At 59.9% G+C, this 21,976-nt stretch carries 21 protein-coding genes; 14 read left to right on the forward strand and 7 right to left on the reverse strand.

Annotation, left to right across the window (positions count from 1 at the left end):
- Window positions 1-558: 558 nt before the first annotated feature.
- Together AC1DF8_RS20290 and AC1DF8_RS20295 are read right to left on the reverse strand one after the other, a co-directional pair.
- Entirely contained in the window at window positions 559-1,557 is a 999-nt protein-coding gene (locus tag AC1DF8_RS20290; RefSeq protein WP_478154632.1) for an ABC transporter permease, read from the reverse strand.
- A gap of 40 nt (window positions 1,558-1,597) precedes the next feature.
- Window positions 1,598-2,338 (reverse strand): ATP-binding cassette domain-containing protein, encoded by a 741-nt coding sequence (locus tag AC1DF8_RS20295; RefSeq protein WP_112971311.1) that lies wholly within the window; start codon window positions 2,336-2,338, stop codon window positions 1,598-1,600.
- 256 nt (window positions 2,339-2,594) lie between these two features.
- Between AC1DF8_RS20295 and AC1DF8_RS20300 the strand changes: the two genes are divergently transcribed.
- From AC1DF8_RS20300 to AC1DF8_RS20310, 3 genes are all read left to right on the forward strand, one after another.
- A complete protein-coding gene (locus tag AC1DF8_RS20300; RefSeq protein WP_478154633.1) occupies window positions 2,595-3,575 on the forward strand; it encodes an NAD-dependent epimerase/dehydratase family protein in 981 nt (326 codons plus the stop codon).
- A 48-nt stretch (window positions 3,576-3,623) separates the two neighbouring features.
- Entirely contained in the window at window positions 3,624-4,610 is a 987-nt protein-coding gene (locus tag AC1DF8_RS20305) for a substrate-binding domain-containing protein (RefSeq protein WP_478154634.1), read from the forward strand.
- Window positions 4,611-4,802: 192 nt separating this feature from the next.
- Window positions 4,803-5,585: a FadR/GntR family transcriptional regulator gene (locus AC1DF8_RS20310; RefSeq protein ID WP_478154635.1), complete on the forward strand. Its 783-nt coding sequence runs from the start codon at window positions 4,803-4,805 to the stop codon at window positions 5,583-5,585.
- Window positions 5,586-5,701: 116 nt separating this feature from the next.
- On the opposite strand, the gene pdxA is transcribed toward AC1DF8_RS20310, so the two are convergent.
- The 4 genes from pdxA to AC1DF8_RS20330 all read right to left on the reverse strand — a co-directional run bounded on the left by pdxA (window position 5,702) and on the right by AC1DF8_RS20330 (window position 10,193).
- Window positions 5,702-6,700 carry a 4-hydroxythreonine-4-phosphate dehydrogenase PdxA gene (gene pdxA / locus AC1DF8_RS20315; RefSeq protein WP_478154636.1) on the reverse strand — a complete coding sequence of 333 codons (999 nt, stop codon included), beginning with the start codon at window positions 6,698-6,700 and terminating at the stop codon, window positions 5,702-5,704.
- Between the two features lie 28 nt (window positions 6,701-6,728).
- Complete coding sequence (locus AC1DF8_RS20320; RefSeq protein WP_478154637.1) at window positions 6,729-7,862, reverse strand: iron-containing alcohol dehydrogenase; 1,134 nt, start codon at window positions 7,860-7,862, stop codon at window positions 6,729-6,731.
- A gap of 276 nt (window positions 7,863-8,138) precedes the next feature.
- A complete protein-coding gene (locus tag AC1DF8_RS20325; RefSeq protein WP_478154638.1) occupies window positions 8,139-9,275 on the reverse strand; it encodes a sialidase family protein in 1,137 nt (378 codons plus the stop codon).
- Window positions 9,276-9,287: 12 nt separating this feature from the next.
- Entirely contained in the window at window positions 9,288-10,193 is a 906-nt protein-coding gene (locus tag AC1DF8_RS20330) for a dihydrodipicolinate synthase family protein (protein WP_113014840.1), read from the reverse strand.
- A gap of 277 nt (window positions 10,194-10,470) precedes the next feature.
- Here AC1DF8_RS20330 and AC1DF8_RS20335 point away from each other — a divergent pair, with 277 nt between their 5' ends.
- The 7 genes from AC1DF8_RS20335 to AC1DF8_RS20365 all read left to right on the forward strand — a co-directional run bounded on the left by AC1DF8_RS20335 (window position 10,471) and on the right by AC1DF8_RS20365 (window position 18,001).
- Window positions 10,471-12,111 carry an ABC transporter substrate-binding protein gene (locus AC1DF8_RS20335; protein ID WP_113204169.1) on the forward strand — a complete coding sequence of 547 codons (1,641 nt, stop codon included), beginning with the start codon at window positions 10,471-10,473 and terminating at the stop codon, window positions 12,109-12,111.
- A 133-nt stretch (window positions 12,112-12,244) separates the two neighbouring features.
- A complete protein-coding gene (locus AC1DF8_RS20340) occupies window positions 12,245-13,201 on the forward strand; it encodes an ABC transporter permease (protein WP_029616464.1) in 957 nt (318 codons plus the stop codon).
- A gap of 2 nt (window positions 13,202-13,203) precedes the next feature.
- On the forward strand, window positions 13,204-14,163 hold the full coding sequence (locus AC1DF8_RS20345; protein WP_113116804.1) for an ABC transporter permease: 960 nt from the start codon (window positions 13,204-13,206) through the stop codon (window positions 14,161-14,163).
- Window positions 14,163-15,167, forward strand: coding sequence for an ABC transporter ATP-binding protein (locus tag AC1DF8_RS20350; RefSeq protein WP_113116803.1), 1,005 nt, complete (start codon window positions 14,163-14,165; stop codon window positions 15,165-15,167). Before AC1DF8_RS20345 ends, AC1DF8_RS20350 begins: the two co-directional genes overlap by 1 nt.
- A complete protein-coding gene (locus tag AC1DF8_RS20355; RefSeq protein ID WP_018115142.1) occupies window positions 15,167-16,159 on the forward strand; it encodes an ABC transporter ATP-binding protein in 993 nt (330 codons plus the stop codon). Before AC1DF8_RS20350 ends, AC1DF8_RS20355 begins: the two co-directional genes overlap by 1 nt.
- Complete coding sequence (locus AC1DF8_RS20360) at window positions 16,156-17,217, forward strand: four-carbon acid sugar kinase family protein (protein WP_478154640.1); 1,062 nt, start codon at window positions 16,156-16,158, stop codon at window positions 17,215-17,217. The genes AC1DF8_RS20355 and AC1DF8_RS20360 overlap by 4 nt, the downstream gene beginning before the upstream one ends.
- Window positions 17,218-17,242: 25 nt before the next feature.
- The gene (locus AC1DF8_RS20365; protein WP_018115140.1) at window positions 17,243-18,001 is read left to right on the forward strand and encodes a FadR/GntR family transcriptional regulator; all 759 of its coding nucleotides are present in this window, start codon (window positions 17,243-17,245) and stop codon (window positions 17,999-18,001) included.
- Between the two features lie 32 nt (window positions 18,002-18,033).
- Here AC1DF8_RS20365 and AC1DF8_RS20370 read toward each other — a convergent pair whose 3' ends face one another.
- Window positions 18,034-18,921: a LysR family transcriptional regulator gene (locus tag AC1DF8_RS20370; protein ID WP_478154643.1), complete on the reverse strand. Its 888-nt coding sequence runs from the start codon at window positions 18,919-18,921 to the stop codon at window positions 18,034-18,036.
- A 77-nt stretch (window positions 18,922-18,998) separates the two neighbouring features.
- On the opposite strand from AC1DF8_RS20370, the gene AC1DF8_RS20375 reads away from it, so the two are divergent.
- The 4 genes from AC1DF8_RS20375 (at window position 18,999) to AC1DF8_RS20390 (ending at window position 21,970) form a co-directional block, all read left to right on the forward strand.
- Window positions 18,999-19,781 (forward strand): MBL fold metallo-hydrolase, encoded by a 783-nt coding sequence (locus AC1DF8_RS20375; RefSeq protein WP_478154645.1) that lies wholly within the window; start codon window positions 18,999-19,001, stop codon window positions 19,779-19,781.
- Window positions 19,782-19,829: 48 nt separating this feature from the next.
- Window positions 19,830-20,543, forward strand: coding sequence for an SDR family NAD(P)-dependent oxidoreductase (locus AC1DF8_RS20380; protein WP_478154647.1), 714 nt, complete (start codon window positions 19,830-19,832; stop codon window positions 20,541-20,543).
- Window positions 20,544-20,602: 59 nt separating this feature from the next.
- Window positions 20,603-20,848 carry a tautomerase family protein gene (locus AC1DF8_RS20385; protein ID WP_112543869.1) on the forward strand — a complete coding sequence of 82 codons (246 nt, stop codon included), beginning with the start codon at window positions 20,603-20,605 and terminating at the stop codon, window positions 20,846-20,848.
- A gap of 66 nt (window positions 20,849-20,914) precedes the next feature.
- The gene (locus AC1DF8_RS20390) at window positions 20,915-21,970 is read left to right on the forward strand and encodes an NAD(P)H-dependent flavin oxidoreductase (protein ID WP_478154879.1); all 1,056 of its coding nucleotides are present in this window, start codon (window positions 20,915-20,917) and stop codon (window positions 21,968-21,970) included.
- Window positions 21,971-21,976 lie beyond the last annotated feature (6 nt).

A 21,976-nucleotide genomic window follows, 5' to 3' on the forward strand; every position in this document is an offset into this window, starting at 1 on the left:
GCCCGGTAGCTCGTCAGGCTCATAACCTGAAGGCCGCAGGTTCAAATCCTGCCCCCGCAACCAAACATATAGCCCGCATCCAAGCGGGCTTTTTTTTGTTTGATAACACGGCGAGGTTCAACGCCTCGAAAGCCGCATAAGCTCCCAAAAGCGGCCATAAGCCGACGCAGCGAAACAGAAAACTGCAAAGCCCGAGCACTCGGCCGACCTTCCCCTCTCTCGCTTGCGAAACACATCGCAGGGTGACTATCGCCGGCGCGGAAAACAACTGCGCCGCTGGCGAGGGTGACTCGCCGTCCTGCGGACCATAACCTCAAGGCCAAGTGAAGCGGATGCCGCAAACACCGCAACCAAAACAAACAGTCCCTCCTAAAGGATCAAAACAAAAGCCCTCCATCTCGGAGGGCTTTTGTGTGTCTGCAGCGGGGCTTGCCTTGCCCGAACGCTGATTGTCGGTGCGGCTTGCAAATTACCGAATATGGCTAGTCGTGACGCAAGTGCGAGCCTGGAAACATTTAACGGGACCCGCTTTGCAACAGCTTGAGGAACCGCGTTCGCCTATTCATCGCGTCGCAGGTTGCGAATTCGGTCGAAAAGAACGGCGAGCACAATTGCCCCGCCGATAAAGCTGCCTTGCCAGAAGGCGTTGATTCCGAGCAGGCCCAGGCTGTTGCGGATAACCTCGATGAGCGCGGCGCCGATCAACGCCCCGAAGGCAGTGCCGACGCCGCCAGCCAGATTGGCGCCGCCGATGACCGCGGCGGCAATGACCTGGAGTTCCATGCCCGCACCGATATTTGTGGTGACTGCTCCGAGCCAGCCGGTTTGAATGATGCCGGCGACCCCCGCCGAGAGGGCGGAGATCATATATACGACGACCTTGATCATCTGTACGGGAACGCCTGTCAGTGTCGCGGCGTGCTCATTGCCGCCGATGGCAAAAACGTAGCGGCCGAACTTGGTCCAGCGCAGCACAAAGCCGGTAAGGAGCGCCAGCACGATCATGTAGAGCACCGGATTGGCGATGCCGAAAAGCCAGGCGCCGCCACCCAGCGCCAGCAGCTTGTCGTGATCGGGCCCGAATTGGAAAACGACGGTGTTGTTGGATGCGACCATCGCCAGGCTGCGCGCAATCGACAGCATTCCAAGCGTGACGACGAAGGGTGGGAAGCCGAGATAGGCAATCAATAGGCCGTTGAACGCTCCAACCACAAGAGCAGTCCCGATCGACGCGGCGATGCCGATCTCAATGCTGTATCCCGCATGCATGACGACCGCCAGCACCATGCTGCACAGGCAGAGTACGGAGCCAACGGACAAATCGATGCCGCCAGTGATAATGACCAGCGTCATGCCCAGCGCGATAATTGCGACGAACGTGACGTTGCGGGTGATGTTGTAGATGTTCTTCGACGTTGCAAATGAATCTGTCGCCATCGACAGGAAGATGCAGGCGAGAATGACGGCAATCAGAACCCAGAATGTCTGGCCGCCCAAGATCGACGCAAGCCAGCTCCGTTGCTTCTGCCCGATCGTCTGGTCAAGTGTAATCGCCATCGTCGACCTTCTTCTTTCTCGCTGCGGCGGATAGCATCGATCACACCTGTTCGATGGCGCCGGTGATAAGCCCCGTCACTTCCTCAGGCGAACTTGCCGCAATTGGCTTGTCGGCTACTTTTCTACCGCGCCGCATCACGATCACACGGTCTGCGACCGAAAAGACGTCGGGCATGCGGTGGCTGATCAGGACGACGACAATGCCCCGGTCACGCAATTCGCGGATCAGATTGAGAACCTCGGCGACCTGGCGCACGGAAATGGCGGCCGTCGGCTCGTCCATCAGCACGATTTTCGCTTCCGACAGCATCGTCCGGCCAATCGCGACGGCTTGCCGCTGGCCACCTGACATCTGCTTGACGAGATCGCGTGGCCGCGTCTCCGATTTGAGCTCGCGGAAGATCTCGCCGGCGCGCTTGTACATGGCTTTGTAGTCGAGAATGCGAATGGGCCATATGCCGCGTCGCAATTCTCGTCCGAGGAACACGTTTGCCGCCGCCGTAAGGTTGTTGCAGAGCGCCAGATCCTGATGAACGATTTCGATGCCATGCAGCCGCGCCTCCTTCGGCTTATGCAGCACGATCTCGGTTCCATCGAGACTCATGGTTCCGTGGCTCGGTCGAAAGTTGCCGGCGATCATCTTGACCAGCGTGGACTTGCCCGCGCCGTTGTCGCCCATGAGGCCGACGACTTGTCCCGCTTCGAGCGAAAACGAAACGTCGTTGACGGCCTGGATGGCACCGAAATGTTTGGAAATATTGGTGAGCTCGAGAACCGCCACCAGCCTTCTGGCCTCCCAAAACTGTCGCTATCCGTTCGCTCCAAGCCCAGCCTGTTTTTGATGCGAGGCTCGGGCGAATTCGCTTCTCCAATATCCTCCCAGGAAAAGCGAATATGAGCATTTACGCAAAACCCTGCGACAGCGTCAACTCATTGTCCGAGATGCTGAGCCTATTGTAACAAAAATCTGTTTTGTCAGACAAATATCAATTGACGGAAGTGGTGCGCGAATATTAGCTATCACTGGGAGAGAGAGCATGCTGATCCTTGTTACCGGTGCGACGGGCAAGGTCGGGCAGCGCTTCATTGCTGGGCTGCTTGACGATCCGAGATTTTCCAAAGCCCGTGTTCGCGCGCTTTGTCACAACCGTTTGTGCGAGGCGACCGATCGCGTCGAAGTCATCCGCGGCTCGATCGCCGATCGCGATATCGTGGCAGCAGCGCTGAACGATGTTACCCATGTCGTGCATCTCGCCACGTGTAAGGAAACCCCTGAAGACGTCATGGACGTTACGGTTAAGGGTCTCTTCTGGCTTCTCGAAGAGTTCCGCGGAAGCGTCACGGCACGTCAGTTCATCCTGATCGGCGGCGACGCGGGCATTGGGCATTTCCACTATCGCCATTCCGGTCCGATCACCGAGAGCGCCCCCCATTGCGCCTACCCCGGAAGCTATGCGCTCTCCAAGGTTCTGGAGGAGGTCATGCTGGAGCAGTTCGGCATTCAGTATGGCCTTAACGGGTGTTGCCTCCGGGCGCCGTGGATCATGGAGAAGGACGATTTCAAGTATTCGTTGTCCTTTGGGGATGACGTCTTTGGCGGCCCGGACTGGAAGACGCTCGTTCCGGAAGAAGCGGCGCGACGCTATGCGGCCATGGGCACGGTGCCGCTGCTGCTCGATGCTGACGGTCGTCCGCTGAAACGCAACTTCGTGCATGTCGACGACCTCGTATCGGCAATTTTGGCAGCGATCGACAACCCCAGGGCGGAGAGGCAACTCTTCAATATCTGCATGGACCGGCCCGTCGACTATGCTGAAGTCGCCGCCTACCTGTCCCGCATGCGAAATCTCGACTCGGTCGAGATACCAAGCCGCTTCCATTCCAACTGGATGGACAACAGCAAGGCGAAATACCTGCTGAATTGGCGGCCAGACTACGATCTCGAAATGCTTATCAACTCGGCGTGGCAATACGAGCGTTCGAAGGAGGAGCCTCGTATCGTGTGGTATCCGGGTTGATTTCGCGTGGCGGGCATGTCGTGCCCGTCTGTTTCAAGGGAGGAAACCATGAGGAAGGCATTACTACTTACAGCCGCAGTTTTAGCATTGACCGCAGGGCAGGCCTTGGCGAAGAAGCAGCTCGTCATCGTCGTGAAGGGTCTCGACAATCCGTTCTTCGAAGCAATCAATCAGGGTTGCCAGAAGTGGAACAAGGAGAACCCTTCCGCGGAATATGAGTGCTTCTACACCGGTCCGGCATCAACATCCGATGAAGCCGGCGAAGCGCAAATCGTACAGGATATGTTGGGTAAGGCAGACACTGCCGCAATCGCGATTTCGCCGTCAAACGCAAAGCTCATCGCCCAGACGCTGAAGACCGCCAATCCGAGCGTTCCGGTGATGACGCTTGATGCCGATCTTGCAGCCGAGGACGCAGCCTTGCGCAAGACCTATCTCGGCACCGACAACTATCTGATGGGCGCACGTATCGGTGAGTACATCAAGAAGGCCAAGCCGAAGGGTGGCGAGATCTGCACGATCGAAGGCAATCCGGGAGCAGACAATATTTTGCGTCGCGCGCAGGGTATGCGTGACACGCTCACCGGCCAGAAGGGCCTTACGGAATTGAAAGGCGAGGGTGGCTGGACGGAAGTCGCCGGCTGCCCGGTCTTTACCAATGACGACGGTGCCAAGGGCGTGCAGGCAATGACCGATATCCTCGCGGCCAATCCCGACCTCGATGCATTCGGCATCATGGGTGGCTGGCCCTTGTTCGGCGCACCGCAACCCTATCGCGACCTGTTCAAGCCGATGGCTGAGAAGATTGGCAGCAATGAATTCGTCATCGGTGCGGCCGACACGATCGGCGACGAGATTGCCATTGCGAAGGAAGGCCTGGTGACTGCACTCGTCGGTCAACGGCCGTTCGAGATGGGCTACAAGGCACCGACGGTGATGATGGATCTGATTGCGGGCAAGGCAGTCGACGATCCGGTCTTCACCGGCCTCGATGAGTGCACGAAGGACACGGTTGATACCTGCATTCAAAAGTAGGCTCATGGCTCGGCGCACCAGGTCAGGGTGCGCCGGCTGCCTTCATGTGACGGATCGAAAGATCTGCAGGGCTTGACGCGCCCTGAATTCCGCGCGCTGCGCCGGATCCAATCGCAGGCGACTTCCTCGTTATTACAATTGTTTTGATGGTCCGTGCGGACAGTCGAAAGAATGCTGAGGCAGTAGAAATAAATGCCTGACAAGAAATCGGGAAAGCCGACGACCCCGGTCGAGGTGGCGACGGCTGACAGCTCAGCTACCACAAGGCGCCCAAATGCCGCCCGCATGACCGGAGCGAGTGTTCATCTGTCTTTGGCAGGCGAGATCGGCCTCAGGATTGTGCGTGGTGATTATCCGCCCGGCACGATCCTGCCAAACGAGGCAAAATGGTCACAAGTCTTTGACGTCAGCCGGTCGGCGGTGCGCGAGGCGATCAAGATGCTGATGGCAAAGGGCCTGCTTTCCTCGCGCCCGAAAATCGGCAGTTGGGTCGAACCCAAGGAGCGGTGGAACCTGCTGGATCGGGATGTTTTGGGCTGGTATGTGGCCTCTCCCGATCGTGAATCGTTTTTACGGGCGGTGCAAGAACTCAGGCACATGATCGAGCCGGAAGCGACAGCGCTTGCTGCTGCGCGCCGAAGCGAGGCGCAAATGGAGGCGATCAGTCAAGCCCTGCGAGACATGGATCAGGCGACGTCACTCCAGCAGCGAACAGAAGCCGATGCGCGATTTCACATCGCGATCTTGCATGCCTCGGGAAATGATCTGCTGGTGCCGCTCGGCGTATTGATCGAATCGGCGCTGAACCACCTTTTCGCCCATGTCACGCGAGAGGAAGACGACTTGCAATACGTTATCAAGCTTCATGAAAACATTGAGAAAAGCGTCCGATTGCAACGACCGAACATGGCGCGCAACGCCGTCCGCAAGCTGCTGGCGAATACAGACCATATTATAGCACGGTGGTCGCGATAGACGTTGGTATCCAATCGCGCCGAGGATGGGCCGGACGGCCTCTATCGCGTATGCCGGCGGAAAAGCACGGCTGCCGGCGGCTCTTGCGGCCAGGCACTGAATTAGGCCTCCATTGCTCAGGAGGCGGGCACTGCCGCCCGGCGTGGAGACCTCGCCATCAGCCGTGCATAAGCGATGGCCGACAACATGTTGACGTGGTTGGCGCGGCCGGTTCCGGCGATGTCGAAGGCGGTGCCGTGGTCGACGGAGACGCGGTCGATCGGCAGGCCGAGGGAGACGTTCACGGCGGTATCAAAAGCGACCAGCTTGATCGGGATGTGACCCTGGTCGTGATATTGCGCGATCACCAGATCGAAGGCACCGTTATAAGCGCGGGCAAAGACCGTGTCGGCGGAGATGGGGCCGACCACGTCGATACCCTTGGCCTGTGCGAGTTCGACGGCAGGTGCCAGGAATTCCGTGTCTTCGGTTCCGAAGAGGCCGTTTTCGCCGCAATGCGGGTTGAGACCGGCAACGGCGATGCGAGCCTTCTTGCCGAGGCGCATGAAGTGATTGTGGCCGGCTTCGATCGTTGCCAGCACGCGTTCGGTCTTCGCCCGCTCGATCGCACCCTTCAGCGAGACATGGGTGGAGACGTGAATGGTATTCAGCCGCTCGGAGGCGAGCAGCATGAAGGAGCTCTTGGAACCGGTCAGGTGTGCCAGCAGTCCGGTATGGCCATCGAAATGATGGCCGGCGAGGTTCATCGCTTCCTTGTTGATCGGCGCGGTAACGATGACGTCGGCTTCTTTCGACATTGCCAGATCGACGGCACGGGCGATGTAGCGAACCGACGCATCGCCCGCGACAGGGCTGACCTTGCCAATCTCGGGGAGGGGGGCATCGAGCGGCACTTCATCGACGGCGATGGTATTTCCATCGTCGGAGGCTGAGGGGCCGAAGCTCAGGCTGACATCGGCCGCGTGCACAGCTCGCTCCAGCGCTTCTGTGTTGCCGACGATGACGAAATCGCGCCGTTCGGCTGCCGGCAGGGCGATCAGTGCCTTGACAATCACTTCGGGGCCAACGCCGGCGGGGTCACCAAGGGTCACCGCGACTTTTGCATTTCTGTCCATCAATCAAATTCCTCTTGAAAGCCCCGCCTCAATAGGCCGCTTCATAGATCGAGCGTATGTCAGTACGCGTCAAGTCGCGCGGATTGTTGTCGAGCAGCCTGCGGATGGCGAACGCGTCGTCAGCCATGGCGTCGAGATCGTTCTTCGGCACGCCGAGGCCCGACAAGGTCATTTCGATGCCGAGGTTGGCACAAAAGGCATAGGCTGCATCGAAGACCGATTGGACGGTATCGGACGTGTCATAGCCGAGGGCTTCCATTACCGCCTTTGTCTTCTCCGGTACGGCCGGTGTGTTGAAGGCAAGCACATGCGGGAAGATCAGCGCATTGGCGGCGCCGTGAGCGACGTGCCAGCGGGTGCCGAGCGGATAGGCAAGCGCATGGCCGCCCGCCGTGTTGACCGGGCCGAGGCAGAAGCCGCCATAGAGCGAGGCCAGCGAAAGGCCGGCACGAGCTTCGGCATCCGAGCCGTCGCGGACGGCGCGCGCAAGATATTTGCCGACAAGCCGCGTTCCTTCGATCGCATACATGTCGATCATCGGATGCGCCTTGCGATTGGTGAAGGCCTCGACGCAATGGGCCATGGCATCGACACCGGTTGCCGCCGTGGTGCGGGCCGGAACGGAGAAGGTCAGCGACGGATCGATGACGGCAATGTCGGCGAGCATGTGAAGGCTCTCGACCGCGAGTTTGGCCTTGGTCTCGGGATCTGTTACCAGAGCGCGGATGCCGGCCTCGCTGCCCGTGCCCGATGTCGTCGGAACCTGCGCGAGCGCTACCTTTCGCGGACCCTGCACCTTGTTGGGGCCGACAACCTCGCGAAGCGTCTGCCGAGAGCCGGCAAGTACGGCAGCGAGCTTGGCCAGGTCCATGGCGCTGCCCCCGCCGAAGCCGACGATGAGCTCAGCCTGTGTCGCTTCGGCCGCAGCAAGCACCTTGTCGAGATTGGCAATATCCGGCTCGGGCGTAACATCCGAGAAGACCGAAACTTCGCCGTTCAACTGCAACATATCGATGCGTGCGGCATTGAAGGCGTCCGAGATAATCAGCGTTCGGAGATAACCCTTGCTGGCCGCCCAGGCGCCCAATTTCCCCGAGGTTCCGACGCCGAACTCGATCAGGTGTGGCCGAACAACGGTAACAGGTGAATCCAAACTGACCATAAACGGTCCTCCCGATGCGCGACGGACTTGACCGTCTATCATGTAAAGTTGTTATCCTGTCCGATGGTTTTTGGCAAGAATGAATGCGGATTTTTATCGCATGTTGATTGGTTTCGGTGATCGCAAAGGGGTTTCTTGAGCCTCGAATTCAGCGCAACATGTTGATATATATAAATATATGTATTCCGAGACGGCGCTTCGTCTCACTGGCTCAGCTTGTCAATCGCGTCTGGTTCATTTGTAAAATGACTGCGAGTATTGGCGGGCCGAATTGCTTCAAACATTCGGCCCCACGTGAAGTGCGCCATCCGGCCCCTGCGTGATGGAGGGGTAGGAGAACTCGCGATTGAGCCTATCCTTCGAATTGTTGCTCAGGCAGTAGCCGTCGCCGGTATCGAGATCGAGTTTACGTTCGAAATGACCGCCTGCATCGGCAGAAACCGCAAGGCTGAGCGGCGCGCGCGGAACTCCCCAGATGGCCTTTCTGGCCGGGATATTCGACATTTCTGCGACAGGCGCCTTGTCGCTTTCAATCTCGTCATAGAGGGACTGACGTCTGGCGTCGGAGGAGGCGGCGTTGCTGTGGTTGTAAACCATCGCGATTCTCCGGTCCGTCAGCCTTGTGGCCTGGATCGAGGAATTGTTGTTGGGCAGATTGGTCGGCTCCGGCGCACTCCAGGTCTCGCCTTGGTCTGATGACAGCGAAGCGCGAATGTTTTCCGAATACCGGTCGCGGAAGAAAGCGATCATCCTGTCGGCACCGACCGGCACGATATTCATGTGCACGGCACCCAGACTGTTTTCTATCTCCTTCATCCGCCAGCTTTTTCCGCGATCGCGGGAGATCAGAACGCCTGCTGTGTCGGCGTCGCCGCTCCATCTCTGGCCGGGTAAGCTGATGCAGCGGAAGACGGGGAGCAGCCAGTCGCCATTGCCATTCACGATAATTTGCTGGCGCACGAAGGTGCCGGGCAGGTCGCAGAGGATGGTCGGTGCGGCAAAACTCTTGCCGCCGTCTGAGGAGATCCGGCATTTGACAACTGCGCCGTCCTGGTCGCCAGACGTTTGCGAAGTATAGAGCAGCCAGACACGACCATCCGGTGCGTTGAAAATCAAGGGATTCTGCTCGGATCTCGCCGGATCATCAGACATTTTCTCAGGTTCGGACCAGCGATCCGCGCCGGGAGCGAGCCGCGACATGTAAATCGAGATGTCACCCATGCCCTCCATCGTGCCGCCGAACCAGACGCAGGTCAGCGTGCCATCGGCCAGAAAGGCGAGATTGGCGGCATGGTTCTGAATGCAGGGAGAGGGCAGATAGGCATCAAAACGGCCAGTCTGGGCGGTATTTGTCCTGAGGACACCGTCCATCAAAGCCGGCACGTCCTCGGGCTTCAAACCTGTCGGTTGCATGGCATTCCTCCTTTACGGCAGCTTGGCATAGCCTTCGGCGAGTGCCGCGTATTCGGCATCATTGAGCGGCACCAGCGGCGGGCGCGTGCGTCTCCAATCTGCATTGCCGGTCTTCAGGCCGACCATGGCCTTGATCGTGGGGATCTGGACATAGGAGTTTGACAGCGTGCGGAAGGCATTGATGCGCGCCTGTGCGGCCTCGACCGCTGCACCCTTCGTTTCGTCGTGAACGTGGTCGTAAACCGTGCGCAGCGAGTTTGCGACGAGGTTCGACGTGGCGGTGATGCAGCCGGCGCCGCCAGCCTTCAGGAGTGGTAACAGCAGCGGGTCGGCGCCACAGAGTACCGAGAAGCCAGGGCAGGTTGCGATGATTTCCTGCATGTTATTGAAATCACCGGCAGATTCCTTAATGCCGACGACCGTCTCCGGGAAGGCTTCGACAAGGCGGCTAATCAGCGGAATGGAGAGCGGAACGCCTGAGACCTGCGGGATATGATAGAGGATCACCTGCAGCCTGGTATCGCCGATCTTCTCCAGAATCTGCGCATAGGCCGTGAACAGCCCTTCGTCGGAGACGCCCTTGTAATAGAAGGGGGGCAGCATGACCGCCTTGGTAACGCCGAGCGAGAGCGCATGTTTCGTCAACTCGACTGTCTCGGGAATGGCGACAACGCCAGTGCCCGGCAGGAGCTTGTCCGAGGGAATGCCAGCCTTCAGTGCGGCTTCAAGGATCACACGGCGCTCAGCGGAAGAGAAGGAGTTGGCTTCGCCCGTCGTTCCGAGCAGTGCCACGCCGTGACAACCTTCTTCGATCAGTCGCTGGCAATGTTCGGTGAACAGGCCGAGATCCGGGCTGCCATCGGCGTTGAGAGGGGTGGTAGCGGCGCTATAAACGCCTGTAATCTTGTGATTGCTCAAAGTTGTCCTCCTCGTCAGATCGGGCCCTCCAGGCACGTTCTTACGCTGTCGTATTCATCCCAATGTGACGGAGTTGTCAATCTTACAAATCTGAAAACTTCGAACGCCAATCTTTATGGTATTGATTTTTCTAGACAAATAATTGGCGTTATCGTATTTAATCTTTCATTCGTTATTTTCCATTGACAGATTTACATTATCGCGCAAATGTCAGGGCCATATCGCGCAGCTTCGGGGAGGTCTTTCGAAAGGCGCGCTATTTGCCACGGAGGAGCAAATGACAATTGGTAACGACCAAAACTTTTCGCAGATTTCCCGTCGTAACGCGCTGAAGCTCGGGCTTGCGGCCGGCGTCGGCTTCTCGCTCTTTGGCGCGAGCGCCCGCATCGTCATGGCGCAGGACGGCCAGGTCTTGAAGGCCATCAATCCGGCCTTCGACCAGGATTGGTCGCCGCTGCGCGGCGGCGGCAGAACCTTCCGCTGGAACTCCTTCTGGTGGGCTTCGCCGATGTATTTCGACACGGAAGGCAAGATCCAGCCTTACGTCTTCACGAGCTGGGACTCGCCGGACAAAAAGGTCTGGACTTTCAAGATCGACCCGAAGGCCGTCTTCTCCGACGGCAGCAAGATTACCTCGGCCGATGTCAAGGGCTCGTGGCAGGTTTCCGCCATGCCCAATACGAAGAACCAGCGCGTCGATCAGGTTCTGAGCAAGGTCGCCGGTTATAAGGAAATGTCTGACGGCTCCGCCAATGAGCTGACAGGCGTTGCAACGCCTGACGAATCGACCGTTGTCTGCACGCTGACGGAAGCCGATCCGATCTTCTTCATGCGTCTCGCCAACCATATCGTTCCGATCACCAAGGCTGAGCAGTCGCGCGGTAGCGATGGCGAGGAAGTAGCTGATTGGTACAAGCCAGACAGCAAGGCCGTCTATTCCGGCCCATTCAAACTGACGGCAATCGATATCGATGCCGGCACACTCACCTTCGAGCCGAACGAGAAGTTCTTCGGCCCGAAGCCGAAGCTCGCCCGCATCGAGATCAGCTCGATCGAAGACAATGTCACCGCGACGTCGCTGATCAAATCAGGCGAATATAATGCTCATACCGAGCTCGTCACATCGACGATCATCCAGGATCTCGGCCCGGAATTTTCCGCAGGCCCGCTGATCCCGACCAGCCAGCATTTCTGGTTCAACACGTCGCGCGCGCCAATGGATGACCCCAAGGTTCGCCAGGCGCTGATCATGGCGGTCGATCGCGATGGTCTGTTCAAGGCGTCCTATCCGGATGGTCCGCACAAGAAGGCCGACCAGATCCTGAACTCGGTTCCGGGAGCGGACAATTCCGGCTTCGAACCCTATCCGTATGATCCGGCAGCGGCCAAGAAGCTGCTGGCTGAATCGAGCTATGGTGGTCCGGAGCGTCTTCCCAAGCTGTTGTTCGTCGGCATTTCCGGCCCGGCGATCCAGGCGGCCGCCCAGTTCATCGCCGAGCAGTGGCGCCAGAACCTCGGCATCACCGCAGTCGATATGAAGCCGCAGCAGGACTCCTATGCCGGTCCGGACCAGAACGCGGTGCAGATCTTCCGTGATGACGTCGGCACACGTGTTCCCGATGCCGTCTCCTATCTTGCAGGCTCCATCGCGTCCTCGTCTTCGAATGCCCAGAACAAGCTCGGCGGATACAAGAACGCCAAGGTGGATAGCCTGCTTGCCGAAGCGGCGACCAAGGCTGCCGACGACCCGGATCGCGTGAAGCTGGCACAGGAAGCCCAGAAGGTGTTCCGCGACGACTGGGCCTTCCTTCCATGGTATTCTCAGGCGATGTCGCGCTGGGCAACCAAGGAAGTCAAGGCGATGGAAAAGAACCTCGACTGGCAGGTCGTGGCTCCCTGGGACGTTTCCATCGGCTGAAGCCGATAGCAGGGCCGCATGATGCGGCCAAAGCAGCGGCGCGAAGGCCGAAAGGTCTTCGCGCCACGTTTCAAGAAGAACCGGCGGCTGCGGCCTCCCGCGGGAATGCGCCGGGCAAGAATGGGAGGTGGCCTTGCTACGCTACGTGCTCACGCGATTTGCCATCTGGATTCCGTCCGTCCTGGTCGTGATGATGGCCGTCTACGCGATGGCCTTCTATGGTGCGGGCGATCCGATCAAGCTGATCTTCCTTCGCGCACCTGGCGACGTCGCCTATAACCCGCAGCGCATCGAGGCGATCCGCGAAAGTGCAGGTCTCAACAAACCTTTCATCGAGCAGTTCGGTCTTTACATCTGGAACCTCCTGCACGGCCAGTTCGGCAATTCGCTGAGCTCGGGTCGTTCGGTCTGGGCCATGGTCTCTGCCGCCGCGCCCGTCTCTTTCCAGCTCGCTCTCTGTTCCATCATCCTGACGGCGGTCGTTGCGATCCCGCTCGGGATGATCGCCGCTCTGAACCAGAACAACCGTGTCGACTACACAATCCTCGGTACGGCGCTTTTCCTCTGGGCGATCCCGGCCTATGTCGCCGGTCCGCTTTTGATGGTGGCGCTTATCGTGCTTCTACCGATGATCAAGGTGCCCTATGGCTGGGGTGGCATCTTCGATGTGCGCATCTTCCTGCCGCTCATCGTTTTGTCCTTCCAGCCGGTCGCGCTCATCGTGCGCCAGACGCGCGCCGCCGTCATTGAAGTGCTGTCCGAAGATTTCGTTCGCACGGCTCGCGCGAAGGGCGTGCCGGAAATCGTCGTCGCGCTGAAGCATATCCTGCGTCCGGTGCTGACACCTGTCGTGACACAGCTCGGTCTCATCATGATCACGATCGTCAATGGGGCCATCTTCGTAGAGCTCGTCTTCGGCCTGCCGGGTCTCGGCCGGTTGACCGTGCAGGCGCTCACCAACTCCGATTATCCCGTCATTCTCGCGATTACCCTGATCGGATCCTTCCTCGTCATGGCGTCGAACCTGCTGGTCGATGTGCTCTACCCGCTGCTCGATCCGCGCGCCAATGATTCCAGAAGGAGCCGCTGACCATGTCCGCCATTCCTCTTTCAACGATCGACACGGCCGAGGAACCGCCCGTCAATCTGTGGCGTGATGCCTGGCATCGCCTGAAGCGCAACAAGCTTGCGATCTTCGGCCTGATCGTGATCGTAATCCTTGCCTTCGCGGCGATCTTCGGTCCGTCTCTGACGCCCTATGACTATCTCAGCCAGGATCTCGCTTCGCGCAACGCGCCGCCGTCACTGGCGCATTTCTTCGGCACCGACGATCTCGGCCGCGACGTCTTCAGCCGTATCGTCTTCGGCACGCGCACGGCCTTCCTCGTTGCCGTCATCGTCACCTTTATCGCTGTCGTGATCGGGCTTCTGCTTGGCGCCATCGCTGGCTTCTTCGGCAATCCCTTCGACCGGGTCATCATGTGGCTGACAGATGTGACGATGTCGGTGCCGAACCTGCTTCTCGTCGTCGTCATCAATGCATCGCTGAAGACGCCGATCACCCGGTGGATGGAGACGCAGTATCTTGCGACCCTCAATCCTTTCTATCGCCAGACGGTCTGGGTGGATTTCATCCTGGTCTTCGGCTCGATGGCACTCATTTCCTGGCCGCCTTATGCGCGCCTCGTGCGCGCCCAGGTTCTGTCGATCCGCAATCGTCCCTACGTCATGGCGGCACAGGCGCTTGGCCTTTCCAACTGGATCGTCATCCTGCGTTATATCGTGCCGAATGCGCTCGGTCCGCTCATCGTTTCCGTTAGCGCGGGCCTCGGCACAGCCATGGTGCTGGAAAGCGCCTTCAGCTTCCTCGGTGTTGGCGTCAATCCGCCGACCCCCAGCTGGGGCAACATGATTTCGGACGGCCTGCGCGTCTGGCAGCATTATCCGCATCTCCTCGCCGCTCCGGCGGCCGTGCTCGGTCTTGCCTCGGTGGCCTTCAGCTTCCTCGGCGACGGCCTCAACGATGCACTCAATCCGCGGGGCAGTAAATGATGAATGCAACAAGCAACGAACGCCTGCTGGACGTGAAGGATCTCACCATCGAGATCGATACGCGCCGTGGCCCGGCCGTCGTGGTTGACGGCATCGACCTCTACGTCAACAAGGGCGAAACGCTCGGCGTCGTCGGTGAATCCGGCTGCGGCAAGAGCCTGACGATGCTGAGCCTGATGCGGCTCCTGCCCAACAAGATCAAAGTGACGAAGGGAACGGCGACGTTCGACGGGCGCGACCTGCAGAAGATGTCGAACAGCGAGTTGCGCAAGGTGCGCGGCGGCGATGTCGGCTTCGTCTTCCAGGATCCGATGACTTCGCTCAATCCCGTCATGCGCATCGGCGACCAGATCTGCGAGCCGCTGATCTATCATCGCAAGATGTCGAAGAAAGAGGCGCAGGCTCGCGCCGTCGAGCTTCTGCGCCTCGTCGGCATTCCCGGCCCGGAAGAACGACTGATGGCCTATCCGCACGAGCTTTCGGGCGGCATGCGTCAGCGCGTGATGATCGCGATCGGTCTTGCCTGCAATCCGAAGCTTCTGATCGCCGACGAGCCGACCACCGCGCTCGACGTGACGATCCAGGCCCAGATCGTCGATCTGGTGAAGGATCTGCGCGCCAAGCTCGGCATGTCCGTCGTCTGGATCACCCATGACCTCGCGCTGATCGCGGGCCTCGTCGATCGCGTCGCCGTGCTCTATGCCGGCACGGTCGTGGAAGATGCGCCGGTGGACGAGCTCTATGCTCGTCCGAGCCACCCTTATACGCGTGGCCTCCTGTCCTCGATCCCGAAGCTTTCGGATGCGCCGGCAAGCCGCCTGTCGTCGATCGGCGGCACGCCGCCGGAGCCTGGCCGTCGTCCGAAGGGTTGCCCCTTTGCGCCGCGCTGCCCGCTGGCCGAAGCCGTCTGTCATGAACGCGTGCCGCGTCTTGAGCCGATTGCCGGCAATAAAGCGCATCGCGCCGCCTGTTTCGTCGTCCAGAGAATGCAGGAGGCTGCGTGATGGGTGCCCAACCGCTCTTGAAGGTCGAAAACCTCGTCAAGCATTTCCACGTCAAGCTCGGTGCTTTCGGAGAACGCTCGGCGACCGTCTATGCGCTCGACAATGTCAATCTCGAGATCATGGAAGGCGAGACGCTGAGCCTCGTCGGCGAATCCGGCTGCGGCAAATCGACGACCGGCTTCACCATCCTCAATCTCTACAAGGCGACGAGCGGCAAGGTGGTCTACAAGGGCCAGGATATCGCCACGCTCGATGAAAAGCAGATGCGGCCCTTCCGCCGGGACCTGCAGATCGTCTTCCAGGATCCCTATTCGACGCTCAATCCGCGCATGACGGTCGGCGAGGCGATCGGCGAGCCGATCCTGTTTCACAAGCTTGCCACCAAGGCGGAGCTGAAGGACAAGGTCGCAGCCCTTCTGACCGATGTCGGCCTGCCGACGCGTTTTGCCCAGCGTTACCCGCACGAGCTCTCGGGCGGCCAGCGCCAGCGTGTCGTCATTGCGCGTGCGCTTGCCTGCCAGCCGAAATTCATCGTCTGCGACGAGGCGATCTCGGCGCTCGACGTGTCGATCCAGGCGCAGATCATCAACCTGCTGCTTGATCTGCAGGAAAAGTATGGCCTGACCTATCTCTTCATTGCCCATGACCTGGCCGTCGTGCGCCACATCAGCACGCGCGTCGGCGTCATGTATCTCGGTCGGCTGGCCGAGCTCGCAACGCGCGAAGAACTCTTCGACAATCCGCTGCATCCCTATACGAAGGCGCTGCTTTCGGCCGTGCCGGAAACCGATCCTGAGCTGGAGCGCAGTCGCAAGCGCCAGATCCTGCAGGGCGATGTGCCGAGCCCGCTGAACCCGCCGACCGGCTGCCGTTTCCACACGCGCTGCCCGATCGCGATGGAGGTTTGCAGCAAGGTCATTCCGGAATGGAAGGAAGCAAAGCCTGGCCATCTCGTCGCCTGCCATGCCGTCAATCCGGGGCAGACTTCATGACGTTGAAAGTCGCCATCATTGCCGACGACCTGACCGGCTCGCTCGATACCGGGACGCCCTTCGTGGAGGCTGGGCTGTCGGTTGCCGTGGCCATCGATGTCGAAGCTGTCGGCAAGGCACTTGAAACCGGCGCCGAAGTCGTTGTCGTCAATACCGCTTCGCGCGGATTGCCGGAAACTGAAGCGGCCGCGCGCGTACGAGCCGTTGCCGAGACCCTGCGCGCTGCCGGATCGGCCGTCTTCATGAAGAAGATCGATTCGCGGCTGAAGGGCAATGTAGCGGTCGAAAGCATCGCGCTCGCCGATGTGCTTGGTCTCGAGACAATCCTCATGGCGCCCGCCATTCCCGATCAGGAGCGGATCACCTACCGTGGCTGCGTAGTCGGGCGCGGTGTGGACCATCCATTGCCGATAGCCGCGCTCTTTGCCGGATCTGGCCGTGACGTCATGGTTGCCGATGCCGAAGACGATGCGGATCTCGACATTGTAGTCGCAGAGAATGACTGGCGTTCCACCCTTGCCGTCGGGGCCCGTGGTCTGGGTTCGGCGCTCGCGCGCCGGCTCGGCGGACCTGCACGGCTGACGCCGGAATTTCTCGCGGCGCGAAAGACGCTCTTCGCCTTCGGGTCCCGCGATCCGATCACAGCTGCGCAGATGGATCGTCTCGAAGCGTCTGGCGCACTGCGCGTCGTCGTCGATGCGCCGATGGGCGTGGTCGAAAGCGGCGAGGGTCTGGCGCTGCCGGCGCTGATGCGCTGCACGGGCGAAATGAAGAGCGAGACCGCGCTCGTTGCCGCTCGCTTTGCGCAGGGCGTGAAATCGGTCATAGATGATACAAATCCGAACATGATTATGGTGGGCGGCGGCGATACCGCGCTTGCCGTTTTCCGCGAACTGGGCGTTTCGGTTCTGTTGCCGAAGGGTGAGATCGAGGCCGGCATTCCGTGGTTCGATGTGGCCGGCGCCGACGGGCGGCAATTTCGTTGCGCGGTCAAGTCGGGGGGCTTCGGCAATTCCGATAGTTTGCTAAGACTGATCGTTCGGAATCAGGCGGCTTGAGCGAATGCCAGTAGGGAGAATGAGAGTGGATGAAGCGAATGGCGGATCGGTGAATCCGGAAGCGGCGCCTGCAGCCCGGCCGGGCAGGGCCGTGAAGCTGGTCGACCGTGTCTTCGATCAGCTGATGGAGCGGATCCGCGCCGGCAACTATCCGCCGGATTCACGCCTTCCGGGCGAACATGAGCTGGCCTCGCTGCTTGGCGTCTCACGCCCTATCGTGCGCGATGCACTGGCGCGTCTGCGGGAGCAAGGGATCGTCTATGCACGGCAGGGGGCCGGCACTTTCGTCAGTGCACATGGTTCGCCAACCGCGCAGCTTGCCTATTCACCGGTCAAGACGATTGCCGATATCCAGCGCTGCTATGAATTCCGCCTGACGATCGAACCGGCTGCCGCCTATTTTGCCGCCAAGCGCCGCGACGATGCCGCGATCCAGAAGATCGCCGCAGCCCTTGCCGATCTGCGTGAAGCGACGAGCCATCAGTTGCACCGGGTGGATGCGGATTTCGTCTTTCACCGCGCTGTCACCGAGGCAGCTAACAATCACTATTACACTGCCTCCATGGATGCGCTGAAAGCGCATATCGCCGTTGGGATGCATCTGCACGGACTTTCGTTGCTCGGCCCGCGGCCGGGCCTTGAGCAGGTGTATCAGGAGCACAACGAAATCTACAAAGCGATCGCCGAGGGCAGGGCAGAGAATGCCCGTGACCTGATGCGCGCTCACCTAGAGGGTTCACGCGACCGTCTGTTTGAAGGACGCGTGCTCGACCTGTCCTTCTGAGGAAGGCGGCTTGGGGAGGTGGACTCGAGGCCTCATTCCTCGAATAAAACCCGTTCCGTCGCGAATATCTTGGTGATGAATTCGGCAACGGTCCGGATCGGCAGGTCCTTGCGCTGCTGGCGTCGGGTGAGTAACCAGGCCTCCCGCGGCGGCGGGACGAGCTCAAGCGAGCAGACATAGAGGCTTTTTTCGCTGCGACCGATGTAATGCGGCAGGAGTGCCAGACCTGCGCCTGACCTGGCAGCCATCGCCTGGGAAACCTGATTGTTGGCGCGGAAAGACACGCGCGCATGTGGGAACTGGCGGGCCAGCCAGATCGCCTCGGGCACATAGCCGTTCACCTCGTCAAATCCGACGAAGACAGGTTCCGCGCCGTTTTCGACCTGCCGGCAAACTTCCTGCGTTCCGTAAAATCCGTATCCGATCGTCGCGAGCTGCTTGGCAATGAGATCGCCGTCCTGCGGTTTTGTCAGGCGTATGGCGATGTCGGCCTCGTGGCGTTCAAGGCTTATGGTGCGCAGATCAGTCGCAAGGTCGATGTCGAGGCCTGGATATTGTTTGGTGATTTCCGCCAGACGGGGAATCAGGAAGCCCTGTGACAATGCGGGCGAAGCGTTGATGCGCACCAGGCCTTTCGGCGTGTCATCCTTCCAGCCCCGTCCAAGCGTCTGGACAGAGGCTTCCATATCGCTTGCTGCTGTCAGTGCGCGGGTTCCTGCGGGTGTGAGCACATAGCCGTCCGGGCGCCGTTCGACCAGTTTTTCGCCGAGCGTTTCCTCCAGAGAATGCAGCCGTCGGGCAATCGTTGCGTGGTTGACGCGCAAGGTGCGGGCGGCGGCTGACAGGCTGCCGTGCCGCCCCAGCGCCAGAAAAACCCGGATGTCCTGCCAGTCTGGCTCTGTGCGTTTTTTATCAGCCATTGGCAAAGAATAGCGAATTATTCGCAGAAGGGAATGGGACTAAATAGAGGCGACCTCGAAACAGAAAGGTTGCCGACATGACCTCCTCCAGTCTCACACTTACGCTGATCGGCGGGCCGACCGTCCTAGTAGAATACGGTAACCTTCGGCTTCTCACCGATCCAACCTTCGACCCGCCGGGCCTCTACAAGGAAGCGCCTGTCCGCTTCGAAAAGACGTCTGGCCCGGCCTTGTCAATCGAAGAGATCGGCAGGCTCGACGCTGTTCTTTTGAGCCACGATCAGCATTTCGACAATCTCGACGATGCCGGCCGGGCAATGCTTCCTGGCGTTGGCACCAGCTTCACGACGAAGGCTGGAGCAGAGCGGCTCGGTGGCAATGCGCTCGGGCTCGATCCCTTCGAAACCGTCACGCTGGAAGGCGCCGGTGGTGAGAAGCTGCTGGTTACGGCAACGCCCGCTCGACACGGCCCCGTCGGTATCGAGCCAATTTCCGGCGATGTCGTGGGCTTCGCACTCGGCCGCGAAAAGCCGGGCGACCTCCTCTACGTGACCGGTGATACGGTCTGGTATGAGGGCACCGCCGAGGTCGCGCGGCTCTTTTCTCCCAAAGTCGTGCTGCTGTTTACGGGGGCTGCCGAGCCACGCGGCCGCTTCCACGTGACGATGGGCAGCGAGGATGCTCTGGAGGCAGCGCACGCCTTCCCGAACGCTCTCCTCTTATCCGCGCATAACGAAGGCTGGGTGCACTTTCGCGAAACTCAGGACCAGCTCGCGCACACTTTCTCGGTCTTCAAACTCAAAGATCGCCTGCAGCTCTTCGAAAAAGGCAAGCCGCTGGCCGTCGACCTGACGGCCTGATCACCTCTCAAACATGGCGCAAAGCGTCATCTTCCAAGGAGACATACCATGAGCAATGAACAGAAAGTCGCAATCGTCACCGGTGCCTCGCAGGGTATCGGCGCAGGCATCGTCGAAGCCTATCGCCAGGAAGGCTATGTCGTCGTTGCCAACTCCCGCAATATCCAGCCGTCGTCGGATGCAGGCGTCATCGCAGTACCCGGCAGCATCGGCGAGCGTGGTGTCGCCGAACAGGTCGTGAAGACGGCCGTCGAGCGTTTTGGTCGCGTCGATACGCTGATCAACAATGCCGGCATCTTCATCGGTAAGCCGTTTACCGATTATACCGTCGAAGATTTCAACAATGTCATCAACGTCAACGTTGCCGGCTTCTTCCATGTCACGCAATTTGCCATTGCCGAGATGCTGAAGCGAGGCCATGGTCACATCGTTCAGATCACGACAGCCCTTGTGGATCAGCCGATTGCCGATGTTCCGACGGGCCTTGCGACGCTGACCAAGGGGGGGCTTGACGCTGTCACGCGCGGGCTTGCCATCGAATATGCCAAGAACGGCATTCGCGTGAATGCAGTGGCGCCCGGCATCATCAGGACGCCGATGCATGCGCCGGAAACGCATGCTTTCCTCAGCGCCCTGCATCCTGTGGGCCGCCTGGGTGAGGTGAGCGAAGTCGTCGATGCCGTGCTCTATCTGGAGCGTGCCGGCTTCGTCACCGGCGAAACGCTGAATGTCGATGGCGGCCAGCACGCTGGTCGCTGGTAAACCGAGAGAGTAGCCAACGGACGGGGCGCTCATCGCCCCGTCCTTCAAGGAGAACGACAATGCCCTATGTGAATATCAAAGTGACGCGTGAAGGCACGGCTCCGGGTGCAAACAGCACGACGCCGGAGCAGAAGGCTGCCTTGATCAAGGGTGTCAGCGATCTGCTCTTCGATATCATGGGCAAGCCGCATGACAGCACCTTCGTCGTCATCGATGAAGTGGAGATGGAAAGCTGGGGTGTGGGTGGGCTGCCCGTACCTGAATATCGCAAGCAGCTTGCGGAAAAAGCAGCAAAGCAGAAATAGTGTCGTGGCGGCCCGCAAGGCCGCCGCTCGCTTTATTATCAAGTGCAATGCATGGAGCATCGTGTCATGGGCAACTGGCAGGACAATCGTATCATCGACCTCTTCGGGATCGAGCTTCCCATTATTCAGGCGCCGATGGCAGGGGCCACCACACCCGAAATGGTGATTGCGGCCAGTGAGGCCGGCGGTCTCGGATCCCTCCCTGCTGCGCTACTGACGATCGAACAGACGAAAGCGGCGCTCGACCAGATACGCTCGGCGACATCAAAGCCGATCAACGTGAATTTCTTCGCACATGCCAATCCGGCAACAGATCCCGTTGCCCAGATGAAATGGCGCAGTGTGCTTGCTCCCTATTATGTCGAGCTGGGGCTCGATCCTGCTGCGCCGGTTCCGGCAGCAGGGCGGGCGCCGTTCGACAACGACTATTGCGCGCTTGTCGAAAGCTATCGGCCCGAGGTCGTCAGCTTCCATTTCGGCCTGCCGGGGGCGGACCTGCTCGAACGTGTGCGGCGCACGGGTGCGAAGATCATCGCTTCAGCGACGACAGTCGCGGAGGCGCGCTGGCTGGTGGAGCGAGGTGTCGATGCGGTCATCGCCATGGGATTGGAAGCCGGCGGGCACCGTGGCAATTTTCTTGACGACGACATGATAAGCCAAGTGGGCACGATGGCGCTCGTGCCGCAGATCGTCGATGCTGTTTCCGTGCCTGTCATCGCAGCGGGTGGCATCAGCGACCGCCGGGGTGTTCGTGCCGCTTTTGCACTTGGTGCATCTGCCATTCAGGTGGGGACTGCCTATCTCTTGACGCCGGAAGCAAAGGTCACGGCCTTTCACCGCGATGCGCTGAAATCGGCGCGAGATGACAATACTGCCTTGACCAATATCTTTACCGGTCGTCCCGCACGCGGCATCGTCAATCGCATCATGCGAGAGATCGGACCGCTGTCCGAGACTGCGCCAGCATTTCCGACCCCTGGCGGTGCGCTTGCGCCGCTGAGGGCAGTGACCGAGATGGAAGGTAGGTCGGATTTCAGCAATATGTGGGCTGGTCAGGCCGCAAGCCTTGCACGCGAAATGTCGAGCGCCAAGCTGACGCGGTATCTGATGGAAGCCGACTAGGTCGGG

The organism is Rhizobium sp. 05N49, from assembly GCF_056396805.1.